At 43.3% G+C, this 22,896-nt stretch carries 23 protein-coding genes; 15 read left to right on the top strand and 8 right to left on the bottom strand.

Going from position 1 to position 22,896, the window contains the following annotated elements:
- Positions 1-390 precede the first annotated feature (390 nt).
- The 5 genes from IH879_05675 to IH879_05655 all read right to left on the bottom strand — a co-directional run bounded on the left by IH879_05675 (position 391) and on the right by IH879_05655 (position 6,748).
- Positions 391-1,257, bottom strand: coding sequence for an LEA type 2 family protein (locus IH879_05675; protein ID MCH7674428.1), 867 nt, complete (start codon positions 1,255-1,257; stop codon positions 391-393).
- Positions 1,258-1,361: 104 nt separating this feature from the next.
- The gene (locus tag IH879_05670; protein MCH7674427.1) at positions 1,362-2,345 is read right to left on the bottom strand and encodes an NAD(P)H-quinone oxidoreductase; all 984 of its coding nucleotides are present in this window, start codon (positions 2,343-2,345) and stop codon (positions 1,362-1,364) included.
- Positions 2,346-2,347: 2 nt separating this feature from the next.
- Entirely contained in the window at positions 2,348-2,836 is a 489-nt protein-coding gene (locus IH879_05665; GenBank protein ID MCH7674426.1) for a tetratricopeptide repeat protein, read from the bottom strand.
- 98 nt (positions 2,837-2,934) lie between these two features.
- On the bottom strand, positions 2,935-4,443 hold the full coding sequence (locus IH879_05660) for an aldo/keto reductase (protein ID MCH7674425.1): 1,509 nt from the start codon (positions 4,441-4,443) through the stop codon (positions 2,935-2,937).
- 1,090 nt (positions 4,444-5,533) lie between these two features.
- Positions 5,534-6,748 carry an MFS transporter gene (locus IH879_05655; protein MCH7674424.1) on the bottom strand — a complete coding sequence of 405 codons (1,215 nt, stop codon included), beginning with the start codon at positions 6,746-6,748 and terminating at the stop codon, positions 5,534-5,536.
- 133 nt (positions 6,749-6,881) lie between these two features.
- Between IH879_05655 and IH879_05650 the strand changes: the two genes are divergently transcribed.
- From IH879_05650 to IH879_05605, 10 genes are all read left to right on the top strand, one after another.
- Positions 6,882-8,045, top strand: a complete 1,164-nt coding sequence (locus IH879_05650) for a peptidoglycan DD-metalloendopeptidase family protein (protein ID MCH7674423.1) — start codon at positions 6,882-6,884, stop codon at positions 8,043-8,045.
- Between the two features lie 89 nt (positions 8,046-8,134).
- Positions 8,135-9,247 carry a DNA polymerase III subunit delta' gene (gene holB / locus IH879_05645; GenBank protein ID MCH7674422.1) on the top strand — a complete coding sequence of 371 codons (1,113 nt, stop codon included), beginning with the start codon at positions 8,135-8,137 and terminating at the stop codon, positions 9,245-9,247.
- Positions 9,248-9,250: 3 nt separating this feature from the next.
- A complete protein-coding gene (locus IH879_05640) occupies positions 9,251-10,108 on the top strand; it encodes a hypothetical protein (protein ID MCH7674421.1) in 858 nt (285 codons plus the stop codon).
- A gap of 8 nt (positions 10,109-10,116) precedes the next feature.
- A complete protein-coding gene (gene metG, locus IH879_05635; protein MCH7674420.1) occupies positions 10,117-12,168 on the top strand; it encodes a methionine--tRNA ligase in 2,052 nt (683 codons plus the stop codon).
- Positions 12,169-12,339: 171 nt separating this feature from the next.
- Positions 12,340-13,119 carry a TatD family hydrolase gene (locus IH879_05630; protein ID MCH7674419.1) on the top strand — a complete coding sequence of 260 codons (780 nt, stop codon included), beginning with the start codon at positions 12,340-12,342 and terminating at the stop codon, positions 13,117-13,119.
- Complete coding sequence (gene rsmA / locus IH879_05625; GenBank protein MCH7674418.1) at positions 13,116-13,919, top strand: ribosomal RNA small subunit methyltransferase A; 804 nt, start codon at positions 13,116-13,118, stop codon at positions 13,917-13,919. The genes IH879_05630 and rsmA overlap by 4 nt, the downstream gene beginning before the upstream one ends.
- Positions 13,907-15,259 carry a magnesium transporter gene (gene mgtE, locus IH879_05620; GenBank protein MCH7674417.1) on the top strand — a complete coding sequence of 451 codons (1,353 nt, stop codon included), beginning with the start codon at positions 13,907-13,909 and terminating at the stop codon, positions 15,257-15,259. The genes rsmA and mgtE overlap by 13 nt, the downstream gene beginning before the upstream one ends.
- A gap of 12 nt (positions 15,260-15,271) precedes the next feature.
- Complete coding sequence (gene recO, locus IH879_05615) at positions 15,272-16,021, top strand: DNA repair protein RecO (protein ID MCH7674416.1); 750 nt, start codon at positions 15,272-15,274, stop codon at positions 16,019-16,021.
- A 68-nt stretch (positions 16,022-16,089) separates the two neighbouring features.
- Positions 16,090-16,785 (top strand): DNA/RNA nuclease SfsA, encoded by a 696-nt coding sequence (gene sfsA, locus IH879_05610; protein ID MCH7674415.1) that lies wholly within the window; start codon positions 16,090-16,092, stop codon positions 16,783-16,785.
- A gap of 18 nt (positions 16,786-16,803) precedes the next feature.
- Positions 16,804-17,343, top strand: a complete 540-nt coding sequence (locus IH879_05605) for a hypothetical protein (protein MCH7674414.1) — start codon at positions 16,804-16,806, stop codon at positions 17,341-17,343.
- Between the two features lie 10 nt (positions 17,344-17,353).
- Here the strand turns inward: IH879_05605 and greA are convergent, their stop codons facing one another.
- Entirely contained in the window at positions 17,354-17,836 is a 483-nt protein-coding gene (gene greA / locus IH879_05600; protein MCH7674413.1) for a transcription elongation factor GreA, read from the bottom strand.
- A gap of 71 nt (positions 17,837-17,907) precedes the next feature.
- On the opposite strand from greA, the gene mutY reads away from it, so the two are divergent.
- The 5 genes from mutY (at position 17,908) to IH879_05575 (ending at position 22,235) form a co-directional block, all read left to right on the top strand.
- Entirely contained in the window at positions 17,908-18,990 is a 1,083-nt protein-coding gene (mutY, locus tag IH879_05595; GenBank protein ID MCH7674412.1) for an A/G-specific adenine glycosylase, read from the top strand.
- Positions 18,991-19,040: 50 nt separating this feature from the next.
- Positions 19,041-19,271 carry an ATP-dependent Clp protease adaptor ClpS gene (locus IH879_05590; protein MCH7674411.1) on the top strand — a complete coding sequence of 77 codons (231 nt, stop codon included), beginning with the start codon at positions 19,041-19,043 and terminating at the stop codon, positions 19,269-19,271.
- Positions 19,272-19,395: 124 nt separating this feature from the next.
- The gene (locus IH879_05585; protein MCH7674410.1) at positions 19,396-20,550 is read left to right on the top strand and encodes a Re/Si-specific NAD(P)(+) transhydrogenase subunit alpha; all 1,155 of its coding nucleotides are present in this window, start codon (positions 19,396-19,398) and stop codon (positions 20,548-20,550) included.
- A gap of 3 nt (positions 20,551-20,553) precedes the next feature.
- Complete coding sequence (locus tag IH879_05580; GenBank protein ID MCH7674409.1) at positions 20,554-20,868, top strand: NAD(P) transhydrogenase subunit alpha; 315 nt, start codon at positions 20,554-20,556, stop codon at positions 20,866-20,868.
- Positions 20,865-22,235 (top strand): NAD(P)(+) transhydrogenase (Re/Si-specific) subunit beta, encoded by a 1,371-nt coding sequence (locus IH879_05575; protein ID MCH7674408.1) that lies wholly within the window; start codon positions 20,865-20,867, stop codon positions 22,233-22,235. The genes IH879_05580 and IH879_05575 overlap by 4 nt, the downstream gene beginning before the upstream one ends.
- 30 nt (positions 22,236-22,265) lie before the next feature.
- On the opposite strand, the gene IH879_05570 is transcribed toward IH879_05575, so the two are convergent.
- Both IH879_05570 and IH879_05565 read right to left on the bottom strand, forming a co-directional pair.
- A complete protein-coding gene (locus tag IH879_05570; GenBank protein ID MCH7674407.1) occupies positions 22,266-22,565 on the bottom strand; it encodes a type II toxin-antitoxin system RelE/ParE family toxin in 300 nt (99 codons plus the stop codon).
- Complete coding sequence (locus IH879_05565) at positions 22,547-22,822, bottom strand: type II toxin-antitoxin system Phd/YefM family antitoxin (GenBank protein MCH7674406.1); 276 nt, start codon at positions 22,820-22,822, stop codon at positions 22,547-22,549. The genes IH879_05570 and IH879_05565 overlap by 19 nt, the downstream gene beginning before the upstream one ends.
- Between the last annotated feature and the right edge of the window lie 74 nt (positions 22,823-22,896).

Raw genomic sequence — 22,896 nt, 5'->3', positions numbered from 1 at the left:
TTCCGGGAGAAAATAGTCCAGACAGTTAAGGACTATTGCTTTTTGAAGACCACTGTAAAGTCGTCGGCAAAATCAATTGTCAACTGGCTACCACTTACGCTGATTGTGCCTGTCTCGGGAGCTTCTGTTTCATCATCACTTACAAGCTCCATTGTAGACCCACTTATGGTATAAGAGGTGGGTATTATTTCAGAATAACCAAACTCGACACGGTTTTGAAATCTACAACAGCATTGATGAGGTCTTAAGTCAATTACAGCCGACTAAACTTGCATCCTAAGATATATTTTAAGATAAAAGAATGATTTTGGTTATGATTACCTCAACTATTCATTTTTATTATTATTAGTTTTTCTGATTGAGAAGACGGCACAAACCCAGGAGTGCTTCTTATTTTTGTATGCGAATCTCTCCGGAACGATCAAAAGGTAAATGTACCGCGCCCAAAAACGGCAGTGAAGAATCTAAGTCCATGCCTCCTTTAAAGCGGTATTCTAAAGGCTGATTATTTTTGAGAAGCTGAGCCACCGAGCGGCCGATTTGAAAAAAATTGAGTGAAATGGGAAAGTTGAGAAGACTTTCATCTTTCGCAGAAATCTGAAGATTTTTTTGTGAATTTCCGCTCAGCCATTGCGAACCATTTATTTCAAAGTCGTACTCCATACGTTTTACAATAAACTCAAACGCATTAGGATTTATGAGCTTCACATTCAAACTCAAGTCTGCCCCGGTCAGATTTAAATTATGCAATTTGAGGGATGCTAAGCTGATTTTGGGCGGCTTCAGCAGCGGCAGGGTTCCCCTTTTTCGGATCGAAATTTGTTGGGGCGCTCCCAGAATTTGGATGTTGAATGACAATCCGGCGCTGATTTCATAAGTTGTGCTGTCCTGATTTATTAATCCTTGAAAAGTGTTATAAACATCGACAAAATTCAGCGAAAGCGGGATTTGTACAATGTCGGTACTTCTCGCGTTGATTTCCAAACCATGCTCCTGTTTTCCTTTAAGAAATGAATTGTTGTTGAGCAGGAAATCATAGTCTAACTCAACTAAATGGATACCCGCCGGATTCGGATTGGTGATTTCCAATTCGAAAAGCAAATCCACAGCCTCAAAAGAAAGCCCGCTTATTTTTACGCCTGAAAATTTAACTTTCGGTGGTTGAACATTTTTCTTGATGAATTCTTCGACTGAGGCACAGCCAATAACACCAATTCCTAATGACAACGCACATAGTAAGAATGTCCCAATTTTCATTCCTCTATTCCTGCGGTAAAAGTGTGAAACTCGATCGTCTCAATTGAGTACCTGGAGAACCAACCATCTTTGTCAGATGATTACAAGCAAACGCCTGGATTTCACTAGCAAATTCTAAGCACGATTTTTCCAAAATTTTTATTTTTCTCCATGTAGGCATGTGCTTCGGCAGCTTCTTCAAGAAGAAAAGTGCGGTCTATTATCGGTTGTAATTTACCCGATTCAAATAAGGGTAAAGCAGTTTCCACAAAAGACTTGGTGAGAGCGATTTTTTCTTCGAGCAGTCTGGCTCTCAGGACCGAGCCCATTATCCGAAGCCGTTTTTTCAGAAGTATGCCGAGATTGGCTTCAACTTTAGCGCCGCCCATCAAGCCAATGATGATCATTCTACCTTTGGTTGCCAGGCAAGCTAAGTTTTTTTCCCAATATGGGGCTCCAACGGTATCGAGAATTGTGTTCACCCCCAGGCCGTTGGTTTTGGCCAGTACCTTTTCCCTAAAATCCTGATGTTTGTAATTTATTCCAAAATTCAAGCCCAAATCGCGAGCTTTGGCTAGTTTATCTTCAGAGCCGGCGGTGCCGAAAACAATAGTCCCGGCGTTTTTGGCAAGTTGCAAAGCTGCGATGCCAACGCCACTTCCGACAGCATGAACTAAAAGCCGCTCATCGGATTTGAGTTCTAGTTGTGAAAAAAGAGCGTCATAGGCGGTGAGAAAAGCTTCCGGGATGGCAGCCGCCTCGTCAAAATTTAAGTTGGCCGGAATCGGAATGGCCATCCGTTCGTGAGTTACAATTTTTTCAGCATACCCTTCACCGGGAAGCAGTCCCATGACGCGGTCGCCGGGATTAAAAGAAGTTACTTTCTCTCCGACCCCTTCAATCGTCCCTGCAAATTCTAACCCCGGAATGTCTTCTCTGGTGCCCGGCGGCGGTGGATAATGCCCACGCCTTTGCAGAAGGTCCGCTCGGTTGAGCGCCGTGGCCTGGACTTTTACCAGAATTTCATCTTGGGAAGGTTTTGGTTCTTCAACATCCCGAAGTTGCAGGACGCCCGGGTCTCCTGACTTGGTGATGACGATTGCTTTCATTCTTAATTCAGATAAGTCTCCAACCGCACCAAGCCCACCCGTGCAGGCAGGTAATCCTTTTGAATCGCCAGGGCTTTTTTATATTCTTCCATGGCTCGCGGCCAAAGCCCTTTGAGCTCATAAATTTTTCCTAAATTACAATAGGCGAATTCGGGATTTTCGTAGCGCCTGGCCTTTTTTGCTTTTTCTAACCAGGGGATTGCTGCATCGAGTTTACCCATCTGCAAATAATAAACGCCGATATCGTTGTAAGGATTTCCAAAATCCGGATCGGCGGCAATTGCTTTGTGACATTCTGCGATGGCTGCTTCTAATTTTCCCATAAAGCTGTAAGTCCAGCCAAGAAAGGTGTGCGCTTCGGCGGTTTGTTCGATTTCTAAGGATTTTTTATAATAAAAGACAGCTTTGTCCAACTCGCCTTGCATCTGAAATTCATAGGCAGATTCGAAATACTTTAATGCTTCAGGACCAATTTTGAAGTTGGGAAACATAATATTGCATAAAATTGATTTGATTGTGACGAAGTTAAGCGAAGCGGTCTTCGTCACAGAGCAGGTTGCGGAGACCACTTCGTTAATCTCCGCAACTATCAGTTATGAAAATCCAATAAAAGTTTTTCGGCTTGTGAAATGGCCGGTTGAGTTAAAGCAACAAAGGCATCCTCAACATAGCGGGTACTGCGCATGCCTAAAAGAACACAATCAATTCCGGGTACTGAAGTCAAAACTTGCAAGGTTTTTTGCGACAGAGTTTCCGTAGTTTTTAGGTCAGGCGCGAGTTTATCCAACTCGACGGAAATTTCCTTTGAGCGTTTTTGCGCTTTATTTTCATATTGTTTGGTAATTGTGTCGAGGAAATTGCTTAAATCTCTCACATACGATTCAGACCACTGTTTCCATTTACTATTATCGAGCCATTTTTCATTGAGAACATGCAAGTACGAAAAATTTTGCGGTACGACCCTGTTCTGTTTGACATGGTCCCAATGCTCCCAGTTTTGGAAAGCATTGAGAGCATTGCTTAACTGCTCCGAAACCGAAAACACGCGTTCGAAATTTTCTTTCGGGAGCTCATCGGGGACATTTGATAGAAACTCTTTTTTAAAACGTTTTTCTAATTCACCTATGGATTTTTTCCTTTCAGCAAATTCTTTTTCGATTTCTTCAGCTTTTGTTTCACGGAAACTTGCCAACCGCAGCATTCCGCCGTTGTGCATGGCATTCAACGGCCGGTTGACCAGCGTTGCGATTTTGTTTTCTTGAGCAATTTGCAGAAGTGTTTTTGAACCGCCTGCTTGATTTTTTTCCAAGCAAGCGCCGGTCTCGAATAGGTTAAACGGAAACTGAATGACCTGAAAATGGTTGTCTGCAGCGACATCATTGGCAAGTTCAATGGTCTTTTCCAGAGAAGTAAATTCGAAATCGGCAGCCGGGAGCGGGAAAGTATTCGACGAAATTCCGTAAGCCTTTATTTTCCCTTCGGCAACTTTTTCTTCCAACCATTCGAATGCCACCTTGACGCGGCGGTAGTACTCTTTTTGGGCAGTTTGGTGATCGCTATTATTTTTCCTGGCGTGAGAAAGAAAATATTCCGGATTATGCAGCAAGTAAACATCTAAATGGGTCAACTGAAGTCTGTCGAGGGAGCGGCTTAACTGGTCTTGCAGGAATTCCGGGTGGATACAGTGCCAGCAGCCTTCCATATATTTAACCATCTCAGGGAAAGGCTGGCCGTTCGCTTCATTTTGCTGCGCAAGCTGCATGTTTTGCCCTTGAACATAACCCACCTTCGAAACCACCACAACTTCGTCACGGTCAAGCTCTGGCCGATCAATCATTTCCTGCAGCAAATTGCCGATGAGCATTTCGCTGCCGCCGTCCGTGTAATTGCTGGACGTGTCGATCAGATTGAAACCATTGAGTAGGGCGTAGCGCAGCGCTTTGGCGTTTTCAATTGAATTGTGATGGATTCGATAGCCGCCAAAACCCATGCTGCTGACTTCAATTCCGGTTTTGCCAAACGTGCGGATGGAGTGGGCCGGAATATTTTTATGGGCAAGTCGTTTGAAATAATTTTCAGTTGCTTCTTGGGTTGCCATAGGTTTCAAGAATTATTATGAAACGTAATTTGCCCGCTGATTAACACGGCGCGTCGAGCCGCAGCCAAAGTAATAAGCCACGGATTTTCACTGATTGACGCGGATTTAAAAACAGATTGAGCCAGTTTAGAAAAGCCTGAAAATCGAAAAAGCAGTTTTTGAATTCAGTTTAATTATTCTGCTATATTTAAAAACGATGAATATAACTTATACCGCCGGCGAGTTTAAAATCCGTGTTTTATCTGTGTCAAATCTGCGGTTAAAATTTTTCTATCAAAGTTGAGAACAGTTGAAAGATAAAATTTAGTAGGCATTAAAGCAAGAATAAAAAAGGCAGGGCCTCGGTTACCGGGGCCCTGCCTTTGAAAGGAAATAACCGCCACTTCCTGTGGCGTTATTGGAGGAGAAAAAGATGGACAATGTAGAAATTATATGAACGCCTTATCCATTAACAGGATAATCAGGAAATAAGCGAACGAAACTAAAAAAGCGATTACGAGAAAGTTACTTTGTTTTTTTGATGAAGCCTGCATTGGCAGATCCTTCCTTGAATTTTCTTCCGCCGTTTACTATTTACTCAAGAACTTTACAAAGATAGTGCCAAAACAAGATCTCTTTATAAAAGACCTGATTTAGGCTAATTGATTGAGAGACTGGGTTGTGAATAGGTAAAAAAGTGTGCACCTGGCGTAAATTTATGGCCTTGTCTTACAAAAACGAATTACGCTTTTGGAAGGAACTGCCTGCAGAAATCGTTCGGCGGGACGCCTCACGCAAGTTTTCGGTCAATCCACCACTTAGGCCCATAGCGCCATACATCGACAAAACTTTGTCGATAATTTGATTGACAATCTCCGATTGGGAGAAGTCGAGCTTCTTTAAAAAACGAATATCTTAGATCGTATATTTTCAGGTCCGGAAATTTGATATACGATATAAGATTGACGATCTACAATTTACGATCGACAGGCATCTGTACCAGCATCCAGCATCGCCTGGTGCGCTCTCTTCACCTTCTAGTGATCAAATTCCCCTGTTTGGTTCCGGCTTGCCCCGTTGGATTTGATTTATCCCACGGGGCTTGTCCGGGTTAAGTAGGTACTTCAATACTTTTTGGATCGTTTGCAGCCTTGCGCACAGAGAAAGTCGACTGCAATGATTGAAGGGGACTGCTTTCGATAATTGTAGAAAAAATAAGGAGGGCAAGGAATGTGATGAAGCTGCATACAATGAACATATTCCGAATACCGAATTTTTCGGCGATGAATCCAAGCAGAAAGCCGGCAATTGAAATACCTAAATCAAAACCGCCGTAGTAAAAGGAAAAGACTTTGCCGCGGGTTTCTTCTGTCGTGTTGTCGGCTACAAGCGCGGTCAATACCGGCTGTTGGGCGCCGAAGCCAAATCCATAGAGAATCGCCGCAATAAACATGGAAATCACGCCGGTTGCCTGGCTCAGCATAAAAACACCAACCGTAAGCAATATTAATGAAAACACAACAATTGGCCCCCGGCCGATTTGATCCGAGGCCTTGCCCACAACGAACCGGATTAGAAAAGCAGAAATTCCATAAACCGAAAAGAAAAGGCCGATATTTACTTTAAAATCTTCAAGATAAAAAGGGATGTAGAACATAACCCCGCCATGAACCAAACCGATCAACATGATAACGGTTGCTGCTACAATTATTTTTCGTTTCCAAATGGTCTTAAAATACTTTACGCTGCTTCCTGCTGGCAAATGTGTTTTAGTTTCGTTGAGAAAGAGTGAAAAAATCAAACAGAGAATTGCTAGCCCGGAAAGAAAACTAAATAAAATATTGAACCCCCAATTATCCAAAACCCAAAATCCTAAAATGGGTCCCGACGCGAAAGCGATTGTATTAACCATTCCGGTGTAACTAAGAACTTCTCCCTGGCTTTCCAGCGGCGCAGCGTCCGTGATGAGCGTAATCGATGCAGTGCCAAATGCGGCCAACCCCAATCCATGAAATATCCGTACCGGGATGAGCAAATTGACAGATTTGATGAACATGTAAATTACGGGTGATATGACAAAAATTAATATTCCGAATATTAGCACGATTTTTCGTCCAAGGTTGTCCACTTTTCTGCCCACCAGCGGTCTAAAAATAAGCACGCCAACGGCAAACGCGCTCATGACGATGCCGGTTTGGGAATAATTGCCACCAATATCACTAATGTAACGCGGCATTGCCGGTAAAAATGCGGATAAGCTAATAAAGAATAGGATTCTGGTTAGCCAATTGAGAGTAAGCTGCGGGGTAAATAGTTTTTTGGTCAAGTTGCTCCTTTGGTGTGCAGGTAAAAGATAAAATTTTTTTTCTAATTTGCAAGTGGCTGCTAATTAGCAGACCCATGCCAGCGACACCTGAGATTTTAGTTGATTTTATAGCAGAATTCTCTTATTTTGAGTTATGTTTTGTAAATTCTTAGTGTGGCTTTTGTGGATTTATTATTTTCTGGGAGCAGGGATTCTTAGCGCCCAAAATAGAACCGAACGTCATCATGAAAAACTTCGCAAGGCACGTAACGAGATCCGTGCTGTACAAAAAGAAATTGAAGCCAATAACAAAGATGAAACCTCGGTTTTATACATGCTGACAAATCTGGATTTGGATATCGATTTAGCACACAGCGTTATCCAAAATCTAAAAAAGGGCCGGAAGAAAAAAGAGAGCCAAATTTCAAGAATCAGTAAAAACCTGAAAACGACCCAACAGGAATTAGAACGCTTAAAGGAAATCTTTCGCAAACGGCTGGTTTATATTTACAAATACGGCCGTTTTAAGGACATCGAGTTGCTGCTTACGGCAAAATCAATTAACGACGGTTTATTGTGGGTTGAATACCAAAAACGTTTGTCTGAAAACGACTACCGGAATTATTTGCAAATCAAAGAAAAACAGACGAAGATAACACGCGATCAGTCGTTGCTGACCATTGAATTAAAAGAAAAAAAGAAATTACTACGAAATAAAATAAATGAAGAGGCGAAGTTAAAAACCAAAAAGAACGAGCGTCAAAAAGTTTTAACTTCAATTCGAAAAAATACCGACTTGCTTCGTCAAAGATTGATTGAAAAGGAACATGCCGCGAAAGAGATAGCCAGCTTAATTGCCGGTCTGGAACGAGCACCTAAGCAAACGCCGTTACCAAAACCGGGAACTTTATTTTCAGAATTGCGCGGACTTATGATTTGGCCGACCGAAGGACGAATTGTGACAAGATTTGGCAAAGTTAAGCACCCGGAATTGAAAACCTTTACGGAGAATATCGGGATTGAAATTAAAGCGCCGGAGGGTCATCCGGTACAGGTGGTCGCCAAGGGTAAAATTACCACAATTACCTGGCAAAGGGGACGCGGAAATATAGTAATTGTGAGTCATTATGGTGGATACTACACTGTTTATACGCATTTACGTGAGATTTTAGTTGATTTGTTAGACGATGTTAAATCAGGCCAGGTCATCGGCAGCGTGGGCGAATCCGGTTCTCTGAAAGGACCGATCCTGCATTTTGAGGTTTGGAAAGGCACAACCAAGCTGAATCCGGAGAATTGGCTGGCGAAAAGCACTTAACCCTTTTGGGTAAATGCCAAATTCCAAATCTCAAAACTCAATTGTTATTTTTGGAATTTGTTTTTTGTAATTTGATAATTGGTTTTCTTATGGCCTTTGAAAACATAATCGGACAACAGCGGGTTAGGAATTTCTTCGAAAAAGCACTGAAAAGCGAACGGCTTTCCCATGCCTTTTTGTTCGTTGGTGAACGCGGAGTGGGAAAGGAAGCGATAGCTCTTGAATTAGCCAAAGCTTTGTTCTGTGAAAAATCCGGAGCCTGTTCTCCCGATCCTTGCCCAAACTGCATGCGGGTTTCCAAACTGAGCCATCCGGATTTGCATTTTATTTTTCCGGCGCCGGTGAAAGATAATAAACCGGAGAAAAAGCAAGAGGAAATTCGAATTCATGAAAGACAAATTCTTAAAAGCATAGCTGCTAATCCGTACCACAGGGTTGAGGTGTGGCCAAATCCGCCGATTTCGATTAAGACGATCCGGGAGATACGCCGGAAATCTTCTTACAAATCTTTTGAAGGCCGGGGCCGAATTGTCATCATTGTAGACGCGGAGAGAATGTCCGAAGAAGCCGCTAACTCCGTTCTCAAAATCCTGGAAGAACCGCCGGAGAAAATGTACTTGCTTTTGATTTCTTCAAGGCCGAATCTGCTGCTTCCGACCATTAGTTCGCGGTGTCAGCTCATTAAGTTCGAACCTTTGAAAGCGGCGGAAATTGAGCAGGCTTTAATTGAGAATCACAATATTGAGCAGAAGAAGGCGAGGTTAACCTCGCGCGTAGCTTCGGGAAGTTACCGGCGGGCCATCGAGCTTTTAGACGAAAATTTGCAGGAGAAGCAAAATCAGTCTCTGGAATTTTTTCGAAAAAGCGTTCAAAGCGAATTCACCCAGATTTTATATGTAGATGAAGTCTTGAAAACCTGCCAGGGTGATTTGAAACAAATAAAAGATCTATTGTCTTTACTGTTGATTTGGTTTAGAGACGCTTTGGTTTTTCGAGAGACCGACGAACCAAATCAGGAATTGTTGATTTACGCCGGGGCATTTGAGACTTTAAACAATTTCACCCAAAAGTTTCCAGATGCGGATTTGCAGAGTGCTGTGAACGCAATCGAGGAATCTTTGGAACAGATGAGTCGCAATGTACAAATCAATTTAATACTGATTGTCTTGTTGAATAAATTAAGGACGTTTGTAAGGAGATAACTTATGCAAAGCGATCTTGTTGAATTAAAATTTAAGGGACAGCGTCGGATAATTTTTACGAATCCACAGCAAATTCCTTTTAAGGTTGGGGACTACGCCATCGTGCAAGCGGACAAAGGAATCGATTTAGGTCGAATTAATCATATAAGTTCTTTGTTGGCAAAAAAAGCCGGTAAAGGTAAGCTGAAAAAGATAATTCGCAAATCACATCAGGCCGATTTGGAACAGTATGAACAAAACCAGCAGCAGGAGGAAAAAGCCGTTCAAATTTGCAAGGAGAAATTAAAAAACCACAAACTCAATATGAAATTGGTTGAATGTGAGTATCAATTTGACGGCAAAAAAATCACCTTCTATTTTACCTCCGATAACCGGGTCGATTTTCGGAAGTTAGTGAAAGATATTGCTGCGATTTATAAAACACGCGTAGAATTCCGGCAAATCGGTGTGAGAGATGAAGCGCGCCGATTGGGAGGATATGGCGTTTGCGGTCGAAAATTGTGCTGTTCATCGTGGATTCGGGATTTTACGCCGATCACCACGCAGGCTGCCAAAGACCAGAATATGTCGTTAAATCCTTCGAGATTGGCCGGCGTTTGCGGCCGTTTGAAATGCTGCCTGATGTACGAGCGTGATTTTTATAATCAAGCGATAAAACAGTACCCGAAATTGGCCAAACCGATTGTTACTGAAAAGGGAGAAGGGATTGTCTCAAATATCGACATTTTCGGTGAAAAAGTTATGGTGCTCTATCCCGATGAGACTACTGAAACATTTTCCCTTGAGTATGTCAAAACCAAAATTTATAAATGTGAAAACGATTGCGGCCATGAGCACGGTAATTTAGAAGAGCTAAATTGAGTAGAAAAATTAAAAGAGAAAAAATTCTTGTCACCAGTGCACTACCCTACGCAAACGGTCCCTTGCATATCGGCCACCTCGCAGGAGCCTATCTGCCGGCTGATATTTATGTCCGCTACCAGCGTCTGAAAGGGAACGACGTCGTTTATATTTGCGGCTCAGATGAGCACGGGGTTGCGATCACTATTCGTGCCGAGCAGGACGGCGTTGAACCAAAGCAAATCATTGATCGGTTTCATGAGCTGAACAAGAAAAGTTTCGAGCGCTTTGGGATGAGCTTCGACAATTATTCCCGAACCTCGCTACCGATTCATCATGAAACCGGGCAGGAATTCTTTTCTGATTTGCATCAGAAAGGGATTTTAAAAAGGAAAAAAGAGAAGCAGTTTTATGATGAAACAGCCAGGATGTTTCTCCCCGATCGCTACGTGGAAGGAACCTGCCCGAATTGCCAATTCCCGGAAGCTCGCGGCGACCAGTGCGAAAAATGCGGCAGCGATTTGAATCAAACGGAATTGATCGATCCGAAGAGTAAAATCACCGGTAAGACACCGGTGCTGAAAGAGACTTCTCATTGGTATTTTCCTTTGGGTGATTTTCAGGAACGGTTAAAAAAGTATCTTGATTCCCATCCGGAGTGGAAACAAAACGTCAAGAATTACTGCTACGGCTGGCTCAAGCAGGGTTTGAAGGATCGGGCTGTCACCCGGGATCTGCAATGGGGCATTAAAGTGCCGCTGGAAGAAGCTAAGGATAAAGTCCTATACGTCTGGTTTGAGGCGGTTTTGGGATACATCTCCTCGACAAAAGAGTGGGCACAGAAAATCGGCGAGCCCGACCGCTGGAAGGATTACTGGCAAGACGAAAATTGCAAACTCGTGCACTTTATTGGCAAGGATAACATTACTTTTCACGCAATTATGTTTCCTGCACTTTTAATGGCTAAAGAAGGTTATACCGTGCCGGATAGTGTGCCAGCGAATGAGTTTTTGAACATCCAGGGGGACAAAGTCTCAACCAGCCGGGATTATGCAGTTTGGCTGGAAGATTATCTTGAAAATTTTCCACCTGATTCGATGCGCTACTGTCTGGCTTCGATTGCGCCGGAAACAAAGGATTCAGATTTTTCCTGGAAAGATTTTCAAACTCGCAATAATGCTGAGTTGGTTGGGATTTTGGGTAATTTTATCAATCGTTCGCTGACGTTTATCGACAAACATTTCGACGGTCGCGTTCCGGAACAAAAGCAGCAGGATGAGTTGGACTATTGGATCCTGAAGCAAATCGCCGAAGCGCCGGAGCGAGTCGGCGATTCACTCGAACGGTTCAGGGTAAGACAGGCGCTTAAAGCGCTTATGGATGTCGCTCGCAACGCTAACAAATATTTCAATGACAAAGAACCGTGGCGGACAGTAAAAGAAGATCCGGAATTGTGTGGCGCAACTCTGAACGTCTGTGTGCAGGTTTCGAAAACGTTGGCAATTTTAATGGAGCCTTTCCTGCCGTTTTCAGCGGAGAAACTCTGGAAGCTTTTAAATCAAGAAGGTGATATTCACGGGCAAAACTGGTTTGCTGCGGGCAAAGAGTTTATTCCGGAAGGGCATCAACTCGGTAAACCCGAAATACTAATTTCCAAAATCGAAGATACCGTTATTGAAGCTGAAGTTGAAAAGCTTAAGGCGAAATCTCAACCGGGCAGGGAAGGAGAGAAACAAGTGTCAGAAGAAAAAAATAACCTGATTTCATTTGATCAGTTTAAAAACATCGATTTGCGGGTGGCGAAAATCTTAACCGCTGAGCGCGTTGAAAAAACCGATAAACTCTTGCGACTGGAGGTCGAAATTGGCGAAGAAAAAAGGCAAATCGTTGCCGGAATGGCTGAATTCCTGACACCCGAGTCCATGATCGGTAAGCTGGTCGTCATTGTTGCGAATTTGCAGCCAGCAAAGATTCGCGGACTCGAGTCACAGGGAATGTTGCTGGCCGCGGAAAATGACTCCGGCGAGTTAAGTTTATTGACCGTGGACAAGGAGATTGGGACAGGGGCGAAGATTCGGTAGTTAAATTAAGAATAAAGGAGTTCGGTTCAAATGAGGGTTGATGCTAACAGAACCATTTTTTACATACAGTAAAATTTTTCTTCATCGTCAAAGGAGTTGGCCCAGACGTCAAAAATTTAATACCAGAGATTAAAAAACATTCTCAGTTCGAATAGTTCAAATAATAAAGAAATGCTAATCGAAACCCATGCCCATCTCTATTTCGACCAATTTGATGAAGATAGAGAACAAGTGATTCAAAGAGCGGATGAAGCAGATGTCAAGAGAATTATTAATATCGCAGTTGATTTGGAGACGAGCAGACAGTGCATCGAGTTGGCAGAAAAGTACGAAGGCCTGTATGCGACAGTTGGTATTCACCCTAATGATTCGGCCAAGTTGGGAAAGGATAGCTTACTTGAATTACGAGAGCTTTGTGGCCATAAAAGGGTCGTGGCAATCGGCGAGATCGGCATGGACTTTTATTGGGACCATTGTCCTGCAGAAGTTCAGGAACGTGCGTTTCGTGAACAAATCAGGCTGGCAAAAGAAGTTAAGTTGCCAATCGTGATTCATAATCGTGAAGCTGGCCCTCAAATTATCGAGATTCTTAAGTCAGAGGGCGCTTCGGGGTTAAGCGGCGTTTTTCACTGCTTTTCAGAAGACATGACAATTGCCAAAGAAGTGTTGGATTTTGGGTTTCATATTTCGTTTACAGGTAATCTGACTTTTAAGAAATCACAGCTCCCGGAAGTTGCAGAAATTGTTCCTTTGGATAAATTGCTTTTGGAAACCGACTGCCCGTTTCTTTCTCCTGAACCAAAACGGGGGCGTCGAAATGAGCCGGCCCATGTCGTCTACATTGCACAAAAGTTAGCTGAAATAAAAAAAGTAACATTTGAGGAAATAACCGAAATAACAACTTCGAATGCAAAGCGATTATTTGGATTGGGTGATCGGGCGATGGAATGAACAAGCTGATATTTCGTCCTAAGCAGAGCCTCGGGCAAAATTTTTTGGTGGACGAAAATACCGCTCGTAAGATCATCAGAAAACTAACCCCAAATCCGCAAGACTTAATTATTGAAATCGGTCCCGGCTTTGGGGTTTTGACTAAATACATTATAAAAGAAGCCCGCAAAGTCATTGCAATTGAAATTGATGCAAAACTGTGTGAAAACCTGCGAAGCCGGTTCGGGAGCTCTAAAAATTTTACACTTGTTCATGGTGATTTTTTAAAAACGGAGTTACGAAATTATCTCGAGGAGAAAGTTCCCATCAGATTTTTGGGAAATATTCCATACCATATCACCAGTCCGGTAATTTTCAAGATTTTTCAGATTCGACAATTCGTCTCTGATCTGACCCTCATGATACAGCGAGAGGTGGCGGAGAGAATTGTAGCCCGGCCAGGCGGCAAAGAGTACGGCATTCTTTCGGTTTTTAGTCAACTCTATTCGCAACCGAAAATTTTGTTTCATGTCTCAAAAAATGTTTTTCAACCGAAACCGGATGTCCATTCTTCCGTGCTCAGATGGGACTTTTCGAAACCTGAAGACGTTGATGTAGAAAATGAAGAGGTGCTGGATAAAGTGATTCATTTAACATTTCAGCAGCGCCGAAAAATGCTAAGAAAATCGCTGCAGCAAATACCGGGGTTTTTCGAGTATTCACAAAAAATCAATTTTGACTTAGAAAAACGACCTGAAGAATTAAGTGCGCGCGAGTTTGTTGAGTTGAGTAACCAAATTGGTAAGTTATGGATGATTTAGATTTAAAAAATATCATCGATGACATTGAGTACCTGGCGTCTGAAAAGAATAGCCGGATGATTCTCAATATTCTGGTCGGCAACCATCCGGCAGACATTGCAGAGATTCTTGGCAATCTGTCGGAGGAGAATGAGAAATATGTCTTCGGCCTGCTCGATGCCGACACTGCTTCCGATGTGATTGTGGAGCTGGACGACGTCACCAGAGAAAAGCTGGTCTCCGAGCTTCAGCACGAACGCATTTCCGAAATCGTCGATGAGATGGAATCGGATGACGCGACGGATTTGGTGGCGGAACTGCCGGATGAAGTTGCAGAAAAAGTTCTGGACGCTATTGATGAGGAAGGCTCGGAGGAGGTCAAGGAGCTTCTCCAGCATGACGAAGACACAGCCGGCGGAATCATGGCTTTGGAGTATGTGGCCGTTTCCGAAGACACGACAGTCGACGAAGCCATCAAAGAGATTCGTGCCAAAGCCGAAGAGGTGCCTGAAGTTTATAATGTTTATGTATTCGATAAAGATGGTATGCTGGCTGGGTTTTTACCTTTGAAAAATCTAATTGTAGCCCAAGCCAGCCAAAAAATTAAGGATGTACTGATCGCAGACGTTATCAGCGTGCCGATAGAAATGGATCAGGAGGAAGTCGCAAATATTTTCCGCCGCTATAATCTCGTTTCACTACCGGTGGTAGATGAGCTCGGAAAATTGGTTGGCCGGATTACCGTCGATGATATTGTTGAAGTCATCGAAGAGGAAGCCTCCGAAGATATTCAAAAGATGGCGGGTATCGCAGATGAAGAAGAAATCCGCGAGACTTCTGTGTTTAAGATTTCCTTTGGTCGCTTGCCCTGGCTGCTGGTTGGATTTGTGGGTCAGTTGATAGCAGCGTTGGTGCTTTCTCAATTCGAAGCTTCTTTAAGGGACATTTTTTTAGCAATATCTTTCATTCCGATGATGATGGCCATGGGCGGTAACTCAGGAATTCAGGCAGCAACGATTGTCGTGAGAGGGATCGCTTTGGGAGAACTCAGTCCAGATGATACTTTCAAAAGACTCAGCAGGGAGATCAAAGTTTCGCTTTTTAACGGAGCAGTTTGCGGGCTCCTGCTGTTTGGCATCATTGCTGTTTTTGATACGCCGACATTCGGTTTCGTCCTCGCGCTCTCCATGCTTGCAGTTATTATAAACGCTTCAATCCTTGGGGCCAGCATCCCGTTGATTTTAAGAAAGGTTGGAGTTGATCCAGCCATCGCCGCCGGACCGCTGATTACCACCTTTAACGATATCATTGGTTTGGCGATTTATCTTGGGTTGGTTACAGCGGCTTTGCAGTTTATTTAATAGATTTGTAAAATGCCCCTTAAAAAAACAGAAGCCATCGTCCTGAAAAGTCAGCGGCAGGGCGAGACCAGCAAAATTCTGACGCTTTACACTCTTACATTTGGCAAACTCACAGTCATTGCCAAGGGTGCACGCAGTATGAGAAGTAAATTCGGTGGCAGTCTGGAACTGCTGAATTACATTTCCATCGTTTTTTATGAAAAAGAAACCCGCGAAATTCAGCTTTTAAGCCAAGCGGATATTATCGAGTTTTTTGCCGGTATCAAACAGAGCGTGGAAAAAACTGCCTTGGCAATGGCGGTGTGTGAACTCGTAAATAATTTAGAAATCGGTATAGAACCAAATCCGAATTTGTTTAAACTACATTTGGAAGCGCTGAGAGCAATTGACAAAAGTGAAAATTCTATGAATGTACTGCGGGCGTTTCAAGTAAAGTTACTTAATATTTTGGGAGTCAGACCTGACTTCACCACTTGCTCGAAATGCAAAAGCCAAAAACAGGGAACAGTTGCTTTTGACATCACTCAGGGCAGCTTTATTTGTGAGGCCTGCAGTCAAAGTAAAGCAGCGGGGATGATTTTGTCTGCTGATTCTTTCGATGCACTGCGCTCGTTTCAGCGGGATTCGTTGGCGAGTTTAAATGGATTATTAGCCTTCGCGAACTCACAACAACAAGTCGACGGTTTTATTTCAGCGTATTTGAAGTACCACGTGGAAGGCTTGCGAGATTTGAAAGCAGTTAAATTTTTAAAAAAGTTGTAACTCAATTGTCTCAATTGAGATGTTCGCAAATGAGGACATTTGCTTTACATTAAAATTCAAATTGTCAATTGACCCTGCCTGAACCTCTTATTCCCGGAAAACTGATCCAAAGATACAAGCGCTTTCTGGCCGACATCGAGCTTGAAACCGGCGAAATAATTACCGCACATTGTGCAAATCCCGGAAGTATGATGGGACTTTTGCAGATCGGTAGCCAAGTTCTGGTTTCAAAGAGCCAAAATCCAAAACGCAAACTCCCGTTTAGTTGGGAGTTGATCAAAATTGGCCGAACTTGGGTGGTTGTGAATACTGCAAATACCAACCGGGTAATTCATGAGGCTTTGTTGAAGAACCAAATCCCTGAGCTCCTCGGTTACTCAGAAATCAAGCCGGAGGCCGTTTGGGGAGATCACACTCGCTTTGACTTTTTGCTCCATAAAGAGAATGAGCAGTGTTTTGTCGAGGTTAAAAATGTGACCTTAGCTGAAAATGACATCGCCTTGTTTCCCGACTCTGTAACGAAACGGGGAACAAAGCACTTGAACGAACTGATGAAAGTTTTTCGAAAAGGTCACCGCGCCATCATGTGTTTTTTGGTAAGCCGCGAAGACTGCAAGTTTTTCAAACCCGCCGCGCATATCGATCCAGTTTATGCGGAAACGCTTCGAGAGGCTTACAGGAAGGGAGTTGAGGTTTTAGTTTATCAAGCTAAAATTTTGCCGCCGCAAATCACACTTGATGGTCCATTGAATTTTGAATTATAAGAAACTGCTCATTTAAAAATGACATCCATATTTCGGAAAATAAAAAAGAAAAAACGAAGAAATAGAAACGTACCGACTAAGCCAAATCTCAGCGTCACGGATTATTTTCATGAAATCATTTTGGGCGGTTTTGAGGAACTCAATATTAAACATCCGAACGAGGAGCTCTGGCTTAACCATCAAATCAAGATGCTGTGCAAGAAATCCTCAAGTACGCAATTGATTCCATTCTTAGGAAAATTAAGTACGGTAACAGATGACGCTTTTACCAGAAGTTTGCTGGCAAAAAAGATTTATGCGCTGCAAACCGGCTATTTGCAATCTTTTAAAGAATATTCCGATCGCGCTTTAATTCGACTTGCCGAGCGCGAAAAAGAATTTGATCAGTGGGAAGGAATTTATATATTAGGATGCTTTGGCAAGGATGGCGCGCTCAAGTATTTACAAACTCGCGCTGCCACGGAACAAAATAAACTTTTGCTTCAAACGATTAAGCGGGCCATTGAAAAAATTGGAATTAATAAAAAGAAAAGAAAGCAGAAGAGAGGGTTTAGTTGATCCGTGAAGGTTAATTTTCCTCAAAAAAATCAATCTCCAAAATTTCGTATTTTTTAATGCCGACGGGAAGCTGAGCTTCGACAACGTCGCCTTTTTTGTGGTTGATGAGTGCTTTTGCTAACGGCGATTGGTAACTGATAATTCCTTTGTCGATGTCGGTTTCACCTTCGCCGAGAATCGTGTATTCGTCAACTTCACTGGAGCCGACTTCGCGAATTTTGACATGCTTCCCAAGCGAGATGGTGTCCGGAGGTAAATCTTCTTTACGAATGATACGGGCGTTTGCAAACCGTTGCTGAAGCTGGCCGAGTTTGGCCATGTAGTTGGCTTGCTTGTTTTTGGCCGCCACGTACTCGGCGTTCTCCTTGAGATCGCCGTGCTCGCGTGCCGTACCAATTTCTTTGGCAATATCGTGTTTGATAAACCTTTCCAGTTTATCGATTTCTTCTTTTAGTTTTTGGAAGCCTTTTTCTGTAAAATAATATGGGTTCATGGTCACTTCCTGTGATTTCTGTTTAAGAAGTTGCCAATATACAAAAACTTTTGCATGAATACAAGCAAAGGATGAGAGTAGAAACGAAAAAAAAATCTGTTTTTTCCGAAAGTTTAATTAAGTGGTACAACAAAAATAAAAGGGAGTTGCCGTGGCGGAAGACAAAGGATCCTTACAAGATTTGGGTTTCAGAAATTATGCTCCAGCAAACTCAGGTCGAAACCGTTCTCCCCTATTACAAAAGGTTTTTGCAGGCCTTTCCCAACCTCAAGTCCTTGGCCAATGCTGAACTTTCTCAAGTTCTCAAAATGTGGGAAGGCATGGGCTACTACGCCAGAGCACGCAATCTGTTGAAAGCCGCTCAAATCATTGCAAAGGAACACAAAGGCAAAATGCCGAGCAACTCCGATGAATTGATTAAGATTCCCGGTATTGGGCCTTATACCGCAGCTGCTGTGGCAAGTATTGCGTTCAATGAAAATGTTCCAGTAGTTGATGGAAACGTTGCGCGTGTCTTGTCGCGCGTTCTGAGAATAGAAGAACCGCTGATCAAAAATAAAAATAAGTTTGCGAATGCCGCGAAAAAGCTGCTTCCTCAAGGCCAGTCTGCTGATTTCAATCAGGCGATGATGGAATTGGGTGCGCTCATTTGTGTACCGCAAAGCCCAAAATGTGCAAAGTGTCCTGTGAGTGTCTTCTGCAAAGCTTATCAAGAACTGGCAGACCCCTCTGTTCTGCCGGTTAAAACACCAAAGAAAGAAACACCGCATTACGACGTGGTGGTCGGAATTATTTGGCACAAGGGGAGAATCTTTATTGACCAGAGACCGGAGAATGGCCTTTTGGGTGGCCTCTGGGAATTTCCCGGAGGTAAGCAAGAAGACGGCGAAACTCTCGAAGAATGTTTGGAAAGAGAAATTCTAGAAGAGCTGGATATTCAAGTCAAAGTGGACAAGCACTTTTTAACCGTGAGACATGCTTATACTCACTTCAAAATAACGCTGCACTCCTTTCAATGCAAACTTTTGAAGGGCGCACCTAAGCCGCAAAAAGCAGTCGATTGGAAATGGGTGCGCCCGCAAGAAATGACTAAATATGCTTTTCCGAAAGCGAATAAGAGAATCTTAGAAACTTTACTTGAGAGCTTGAGATGACTGTCGAGACAAAACCAAAGAAAAAGAAAACCTCTTCAAGGAAGCCGAAAATGAAACGTCCCTGGAAAGTAGTCCTTTATAACGACGAGATCCACAGTTTTGACGAGGTTATTTTACAGGTGCAAAAAGCAACCGGATACTCCCTGGTTGAAGCGACTCGAATCTCCATGGAGGCGCACTTCAAAGGCAAGGCGGTTGCATATAGTGGTGAGTTTGTGGATTGCAATAAAGTCGCGGGCATTTTAAGAGAGATCGGTTTATTAATAGAAATTCAAGGCTAATTATTAATGAAGTTTGAAAAATGATGATTCAACTTCTTGTATTTCTTGGAATAATTACTTACATTGGCTTCTTTTCAAAATTTAGACCGATGCGAAATTACTTTACTTTGCAGGAGAAACAACATTGAAAATTGGTATACCGAAGGAAATACAGGATGGGGAAGCTCGCGTGGCTGTGGTTCCTTCTATGATTCCTATTTTAACTAAAGATGAGCACGAAGTATTTGTTGAAACTGAGGCAGGTTTGAGAGCCTCTTTCACGGATTCCCAATATGAGGAGTCCGGTGCAGCTATTCTAAAAAACGCCAAGGAGTTGTATGCGAAATCTGACGTTGTTTTAAAATTCCAGGCGCCGGAGAAAAATCAAACTCTTGGCAAACATGAAATTGATTTAATAAATGAGGGCAAAATACTCATCGGTTCCCTGCCACCCGGAACTCATTCTGACCTCGTTCCAAAATTGCTTGAGCGCAAAATCAGTTGTTTTGCGATGGAGTATTTACCGAGAATTACCAAAGCTCAAAGTATGGACATTCTCAGTTCGATGTCAACGGTGGCAGGATATAAAGCAGCTCTGATCACGGCCTTTCATCTCGGTAAATTTTTCCCTTTGCTTATGACAGCCGCCGGAACCGTCCCGCCGGCAACGGTTCTTGTGCTTGGTGCTGGCGTCGCGGGTCTGCAAGCAATTGCCACGGCCAAACGTCTTGGCGCTAAGGTTGAGGCGTTCGATCCGCGTCCGGCAGTAAGAGAACAGGTCGAAAGTTTGGGTGTATTTTTTATTGATATGGAGCATCCGGAAGATGCAGAGACCGAAGGCGGCTATGCAAAAGAGCAATCCGATGAGTTTCTTGAACGCGAACGCGAAGCCATTACGGCCCGGTTGACAAAAGTCGATGCGATAATTACCACAGCCCAGGTATTTGGTAAAGAGTCTCCAGTGCTGATTACCGAGGAAATGGTAAAAATGATGAGGCCCGGCTCGGTCATTGTCGATCTAGCCGCTGCCGAAGGCGGGAACTGCAGCTTATCAGAAGCCAATAAAACAATCAAAAAGCATGGCGTCACGATTGTTGGCGCTGTAAATTTGGCACGCACCGTACCTGTTCATGCCAGCCAGATGCACTCAAAAAATATCATCAATTTATTTAAACATCTGGCCAGTACGGAAATCGGAAATTTTGATTTTGATGATGAAATTACCAAAGCCACGTGTATTAGCCACAACGGTCAAATCATCAACGAAATGGTAAAAAAGAATTTTGGAAAGGAGAATTGATCGATGTCCGAAGGTATTCTGATTTCGGTTTATATTTTTGTCTTGGCGGTTTTTATCGGATTTGAACTTATTACGAAGGTTCCGCCTCTTTTACATACGCCATTAATGTCCGGATCAAATGCAATCTCTGGAATTACCGTCGTTGGCGCTCTGCTCAGTGCGGGCGCAGGTGAGTCACGTTTATCCGCAATCCTTGGATTGCTGGCGGTTATTTTTGCAACGATTAACGTTGTGGGCGGTTTTATGGTCACAGATCGCATGCTCGGAATGTTTAAGAAAGACAAGAGAAAAAATAGGGAAGGGGAATCGGTTAAATGACCTCGATAGCGAATTGGGTTTACCTGCTTTCGGCAGTTCTATTTATTTTTGGCTTAAAAAATCTCGGCTCTGCAAAAACCGCACGGCGCGGGAATTTGCTGGCGATGCTGGCCATGCTGCTGGCCGTGGTCGTGACTTTACTTGATCAGCAGATTCTGAGTTTCACATATATTTTTGTGGGATTAATTATCGGCTCTGCCATCGGGGCTGTTGTAGCAAAAAAAATTCAAATGACCCAAATGCCAGAGATGGTAGCTTTATTCAACGGTCTTGGCGGCGCCGCCTCTGCGCTTGTTGCTTCGGCAGAGTTTTTTCGCGGGAGCGCCGACTTACAAAGTAGCATTCTGGCGACGATTTGCTTAAGTGTGCTGATTGGAACGGTGACCTTAAGCGGGAGCCTGATCGCATTTGCAAAGTTGAAGGGCATCATGAAAGGTGCGCCCATTACTTACCGCGGTCAGCATGTCATGAATGGCTTGATAGTGGCAACAGTTCTGGCATTCGGCATTATGCTTGTCCTCGATCCATCAAACTGGACGATGCTCATAGGAATTTTGGGATTGGCAGCCGTTCTGGGCATTACCTCGGTCATTCCAATTGGTGGTGCGGATATGCCGGTAGTCATTTCCCTGCTAAACTCCTATTCCGGATTGGCAGCGGCGGCAACCGGCTTCGTGATTTCGAACAACATCCTAATTATTAGCGGCGCTTTGGTAGGTGCCTCCGGTCTTATTTTAACCAAAATTATGTGTGTGGCCATGAACCGGTCCCTTGGCAACGTGCTGTTTGCCGCAGTCGGCAGCGACGGCGGCTCCGCTTCCGGAAGTACCGAGCAAAAACAAGTGACACGTTATACAGCCGACGATGCTGTGATGATGCTGGATAACGCACAGTCCGTCATTATCATACCGGGGTATGGTCTGGCAGTAGCGCAAGCCCAGCACATTCTGCAGGAGATGGCCGAAATCCTTATGGAAAGAGGCATCCAGGTTCGTTATGCAATTCACCCGGTGGCAGGGCGCATGCCGGGGCATATGAATGTTCTGCTAGCAGAAGCGAGCGTCTCTTACGACCTGCTCTATGAAATGGATGCGATTAACGACGACTTCCAGAACACGGATGTCGCGTTGGTGATTGGCGCAAACGACGTTGTCAATCCTGCGGCGCGCCACAAAAAAGAGAGCGCCCTTTACGGCATGCCGATTTTAAATGTCGATCAAGCGCGTACCGTCATGATTGTCAAGCGCAGTCTTTCGGTGGGCTTTGCAGGTGAAGATAACGAACTATTTTATGACGATAAAACCATGATGCTTTTCGGGGATGCCAAGAAGATGGTCACTGAGATTGTGCAGGCTTTGAAAGAGTAATCTTAGATTCTTAGCGAAAAGCGAAAGCAGTTAGAATAGTCTTTCGAAAAATTGTTTCGAATGAATAACCTGAAGAATTGAGACGACATTATTTTCGACTTTGTACTGAACGCGATATGGTTTCACAATTAATTCTCGATAGCGAACGAACTCATTCAATTCAGGAATTTTTCGTCCCGATTTTGGAAAGAGTTCGAGTTGACTGGTTTTTGCAAGAATTTTTTCGACTACTTTATTTGCCCTTTCAAGTGAGTCTTCAGAGATATAGGAATGAATTTTTCGCAAATTTGAGATCGCTTTGTCCGACCAAATTACTTTGGCTGTTTCCATGAGCTAAAAAGTGATTCTACTTCTTTCTGAGTTTTAAAACGCCCCTCACTTAAGTCTTTTTCCGCTTGAATGATTTCTTCCATGAGCTTGAGGCGTTTCATCTGTTCCTGATAATCTTTAACGCCAATTAGAAATGCGGCACTTTTGCCATTTTGGGTTATAAGAAACGGACTGCCTGCTTTTCTAAGTTGTTGTATGATTTTTGATAAATCCTTTTTTAGTTCAGATACTGGGATAACATTGTTGATAAAATCCATTAGGTTCTCCAAAACGGTTTTAATTCAGTCAGAATATAGACTAAATATAGATAAAAACAAATCCTTTTTTAGTC

Source organism: candidate division KSB1 bacterium, assembly GCA_022562085.1.
Classification (GTDB): domain Bacteria; phylum Zhuqueibacterota; class Zhuqueibacteria; order Oceanimicrobiales; family Oceanimicrobiaceae; genus Oceanimicrobium.
The sequence above is the reverse complement of the archived record's forward strand: the minus strand, read 5'-3'. Positions and strand labels throughout refer to the sequence as shown.

Excerpts from the sequence above, each read along its gene's own strand:
- IH879_05675 (MCH7674428.1), bottom strand. The coding sequence starts at position 1,257 with ATGAAAATTGGGACATTCTTACTATGTGCGTTGTCATTAGGAATTGGT.
- IH879_05670 (MCH7674427.1), bottom strand. The coding sequence starts at position 2,345 with ATGAAAGCAATCGTCATCACCAAGTCAGGAGACCCGGGCGTCCTGCAA.
- IH879_05665 (MCH7674426.1), bottom strand. The coding sequence starts at position 2,836 with ATGTTTCCCAACTTCAAAATTGGTCCTGAAGCATTAAAGTATTTCGAA.
- IH879_05660 (MCH7674425.1), bottom strand. The coding sequence starts at position 4,443 with ATGGCAACCCAAGAAGCAACTGAAAATTATTTCAAACGACTTGCCCAT.
- IH879_05650 (MCH7674423.1), top strand. The coding sequence starts at position 6,882 with ATGTTTTGTAAATTCTTAGTGTGGCTTTTGTGGATTTATTATTTTCTG.
- holB (MCH7674422.1), top strand. The coding sequence starts at position 8,135 with ATGGCCTTTGAAAACATAATCGGACAACAGCGGGTTAGGAATTTCTTC.
- IH879_05640 (MCH7674421.1), top strand. The coding sequence starts at position 9,251 with ATGCAAAGCGATCTTGTTGAATTAAAATTTAAGGGACAGCGTCGGATA.
- IH879_05630 (MCH7674419.1), top strand. The coding sequence starts at position 12,340 with ATGCTAATCGAAACCCATGCCCATCTCTATTTCGACCAATTTGATGAA.
- rsmA (MCH7674418.1), top strand. The coding sequence starts at position 13,116 with ATGAACAAGCTGATATTTCGTCCTAAGCAGAGCCTCGGGCAAAATTTT.
- mgtE (MCH7674417.1), top strand. The coding sequence starts at position 13,907 with ATGGATGATTTAGATTTAAAAAATATCATCGATGACATTGAGTACCTG.
- recO (MCH7674416.1), top strand. The coding sequence starts at position 15,272 with ATGCCCCTTAAAAAAACAGAAGCCATCGTCCTGAAAAGTCAGCGGCAG.
- IH879_05605 (MCH7674414.1), top strand. The coding sequence starts at position 16,804 with ATGACATCCATATTTCGGAAAATAAAAAAGAAAAAACGAAGAAATAGA.
- greA (MCH7674413.1), bottom strand. The coding sequence starts at position 17,836 with ATGAACCCATATTATTTTACAGAAAAAGGCTTCCAAAAACTAAAAGAA.
- mutY (MCH7674412.1), top strand. The coding sequence starts at position 17,908 with ATGAGAGTAGAAACGAAAAAAAAATCTGTTTTTTCCGAAAGTTTAATT.
- IH879_05590 (MCH7674411.1), top strand. The coding sequence starts at position 19,041 with ATGAAACGTCCCTGGAAAGTAGTCCTTTATAACGACGAGATCCACAGT.
- IH879_05580 (MCH7674409.1), top strand. The coding sequence starts at position 20,554 with ATGTCCGAAGGTATTCTGATTTCGGTTTATATTTTTGTCTTGGCGGTT.
- IH879_05575 (MCH7674408.1), top strand. The coding sequence starts at position 20,865 with ATGACCTCGATAGCGAATTGGGTTTACCTGCTTTCGGCAGTTCTATTT.
- IH879_05570 (MCH7674407.1), bottom strand. The coding sequence starts at position 22,565 with ATGGAAACAGCCAAAGTAATTTGGTCGGACAAAGCGATCTCAAATTTG.
- IH879_05565 (MCH7674406.1), bottom strand. The coding sequence starts at position 22,822 with ATGGATTTTATCAACAATGTTATCCCAGTATCTGAACTAAAAAAGGAT.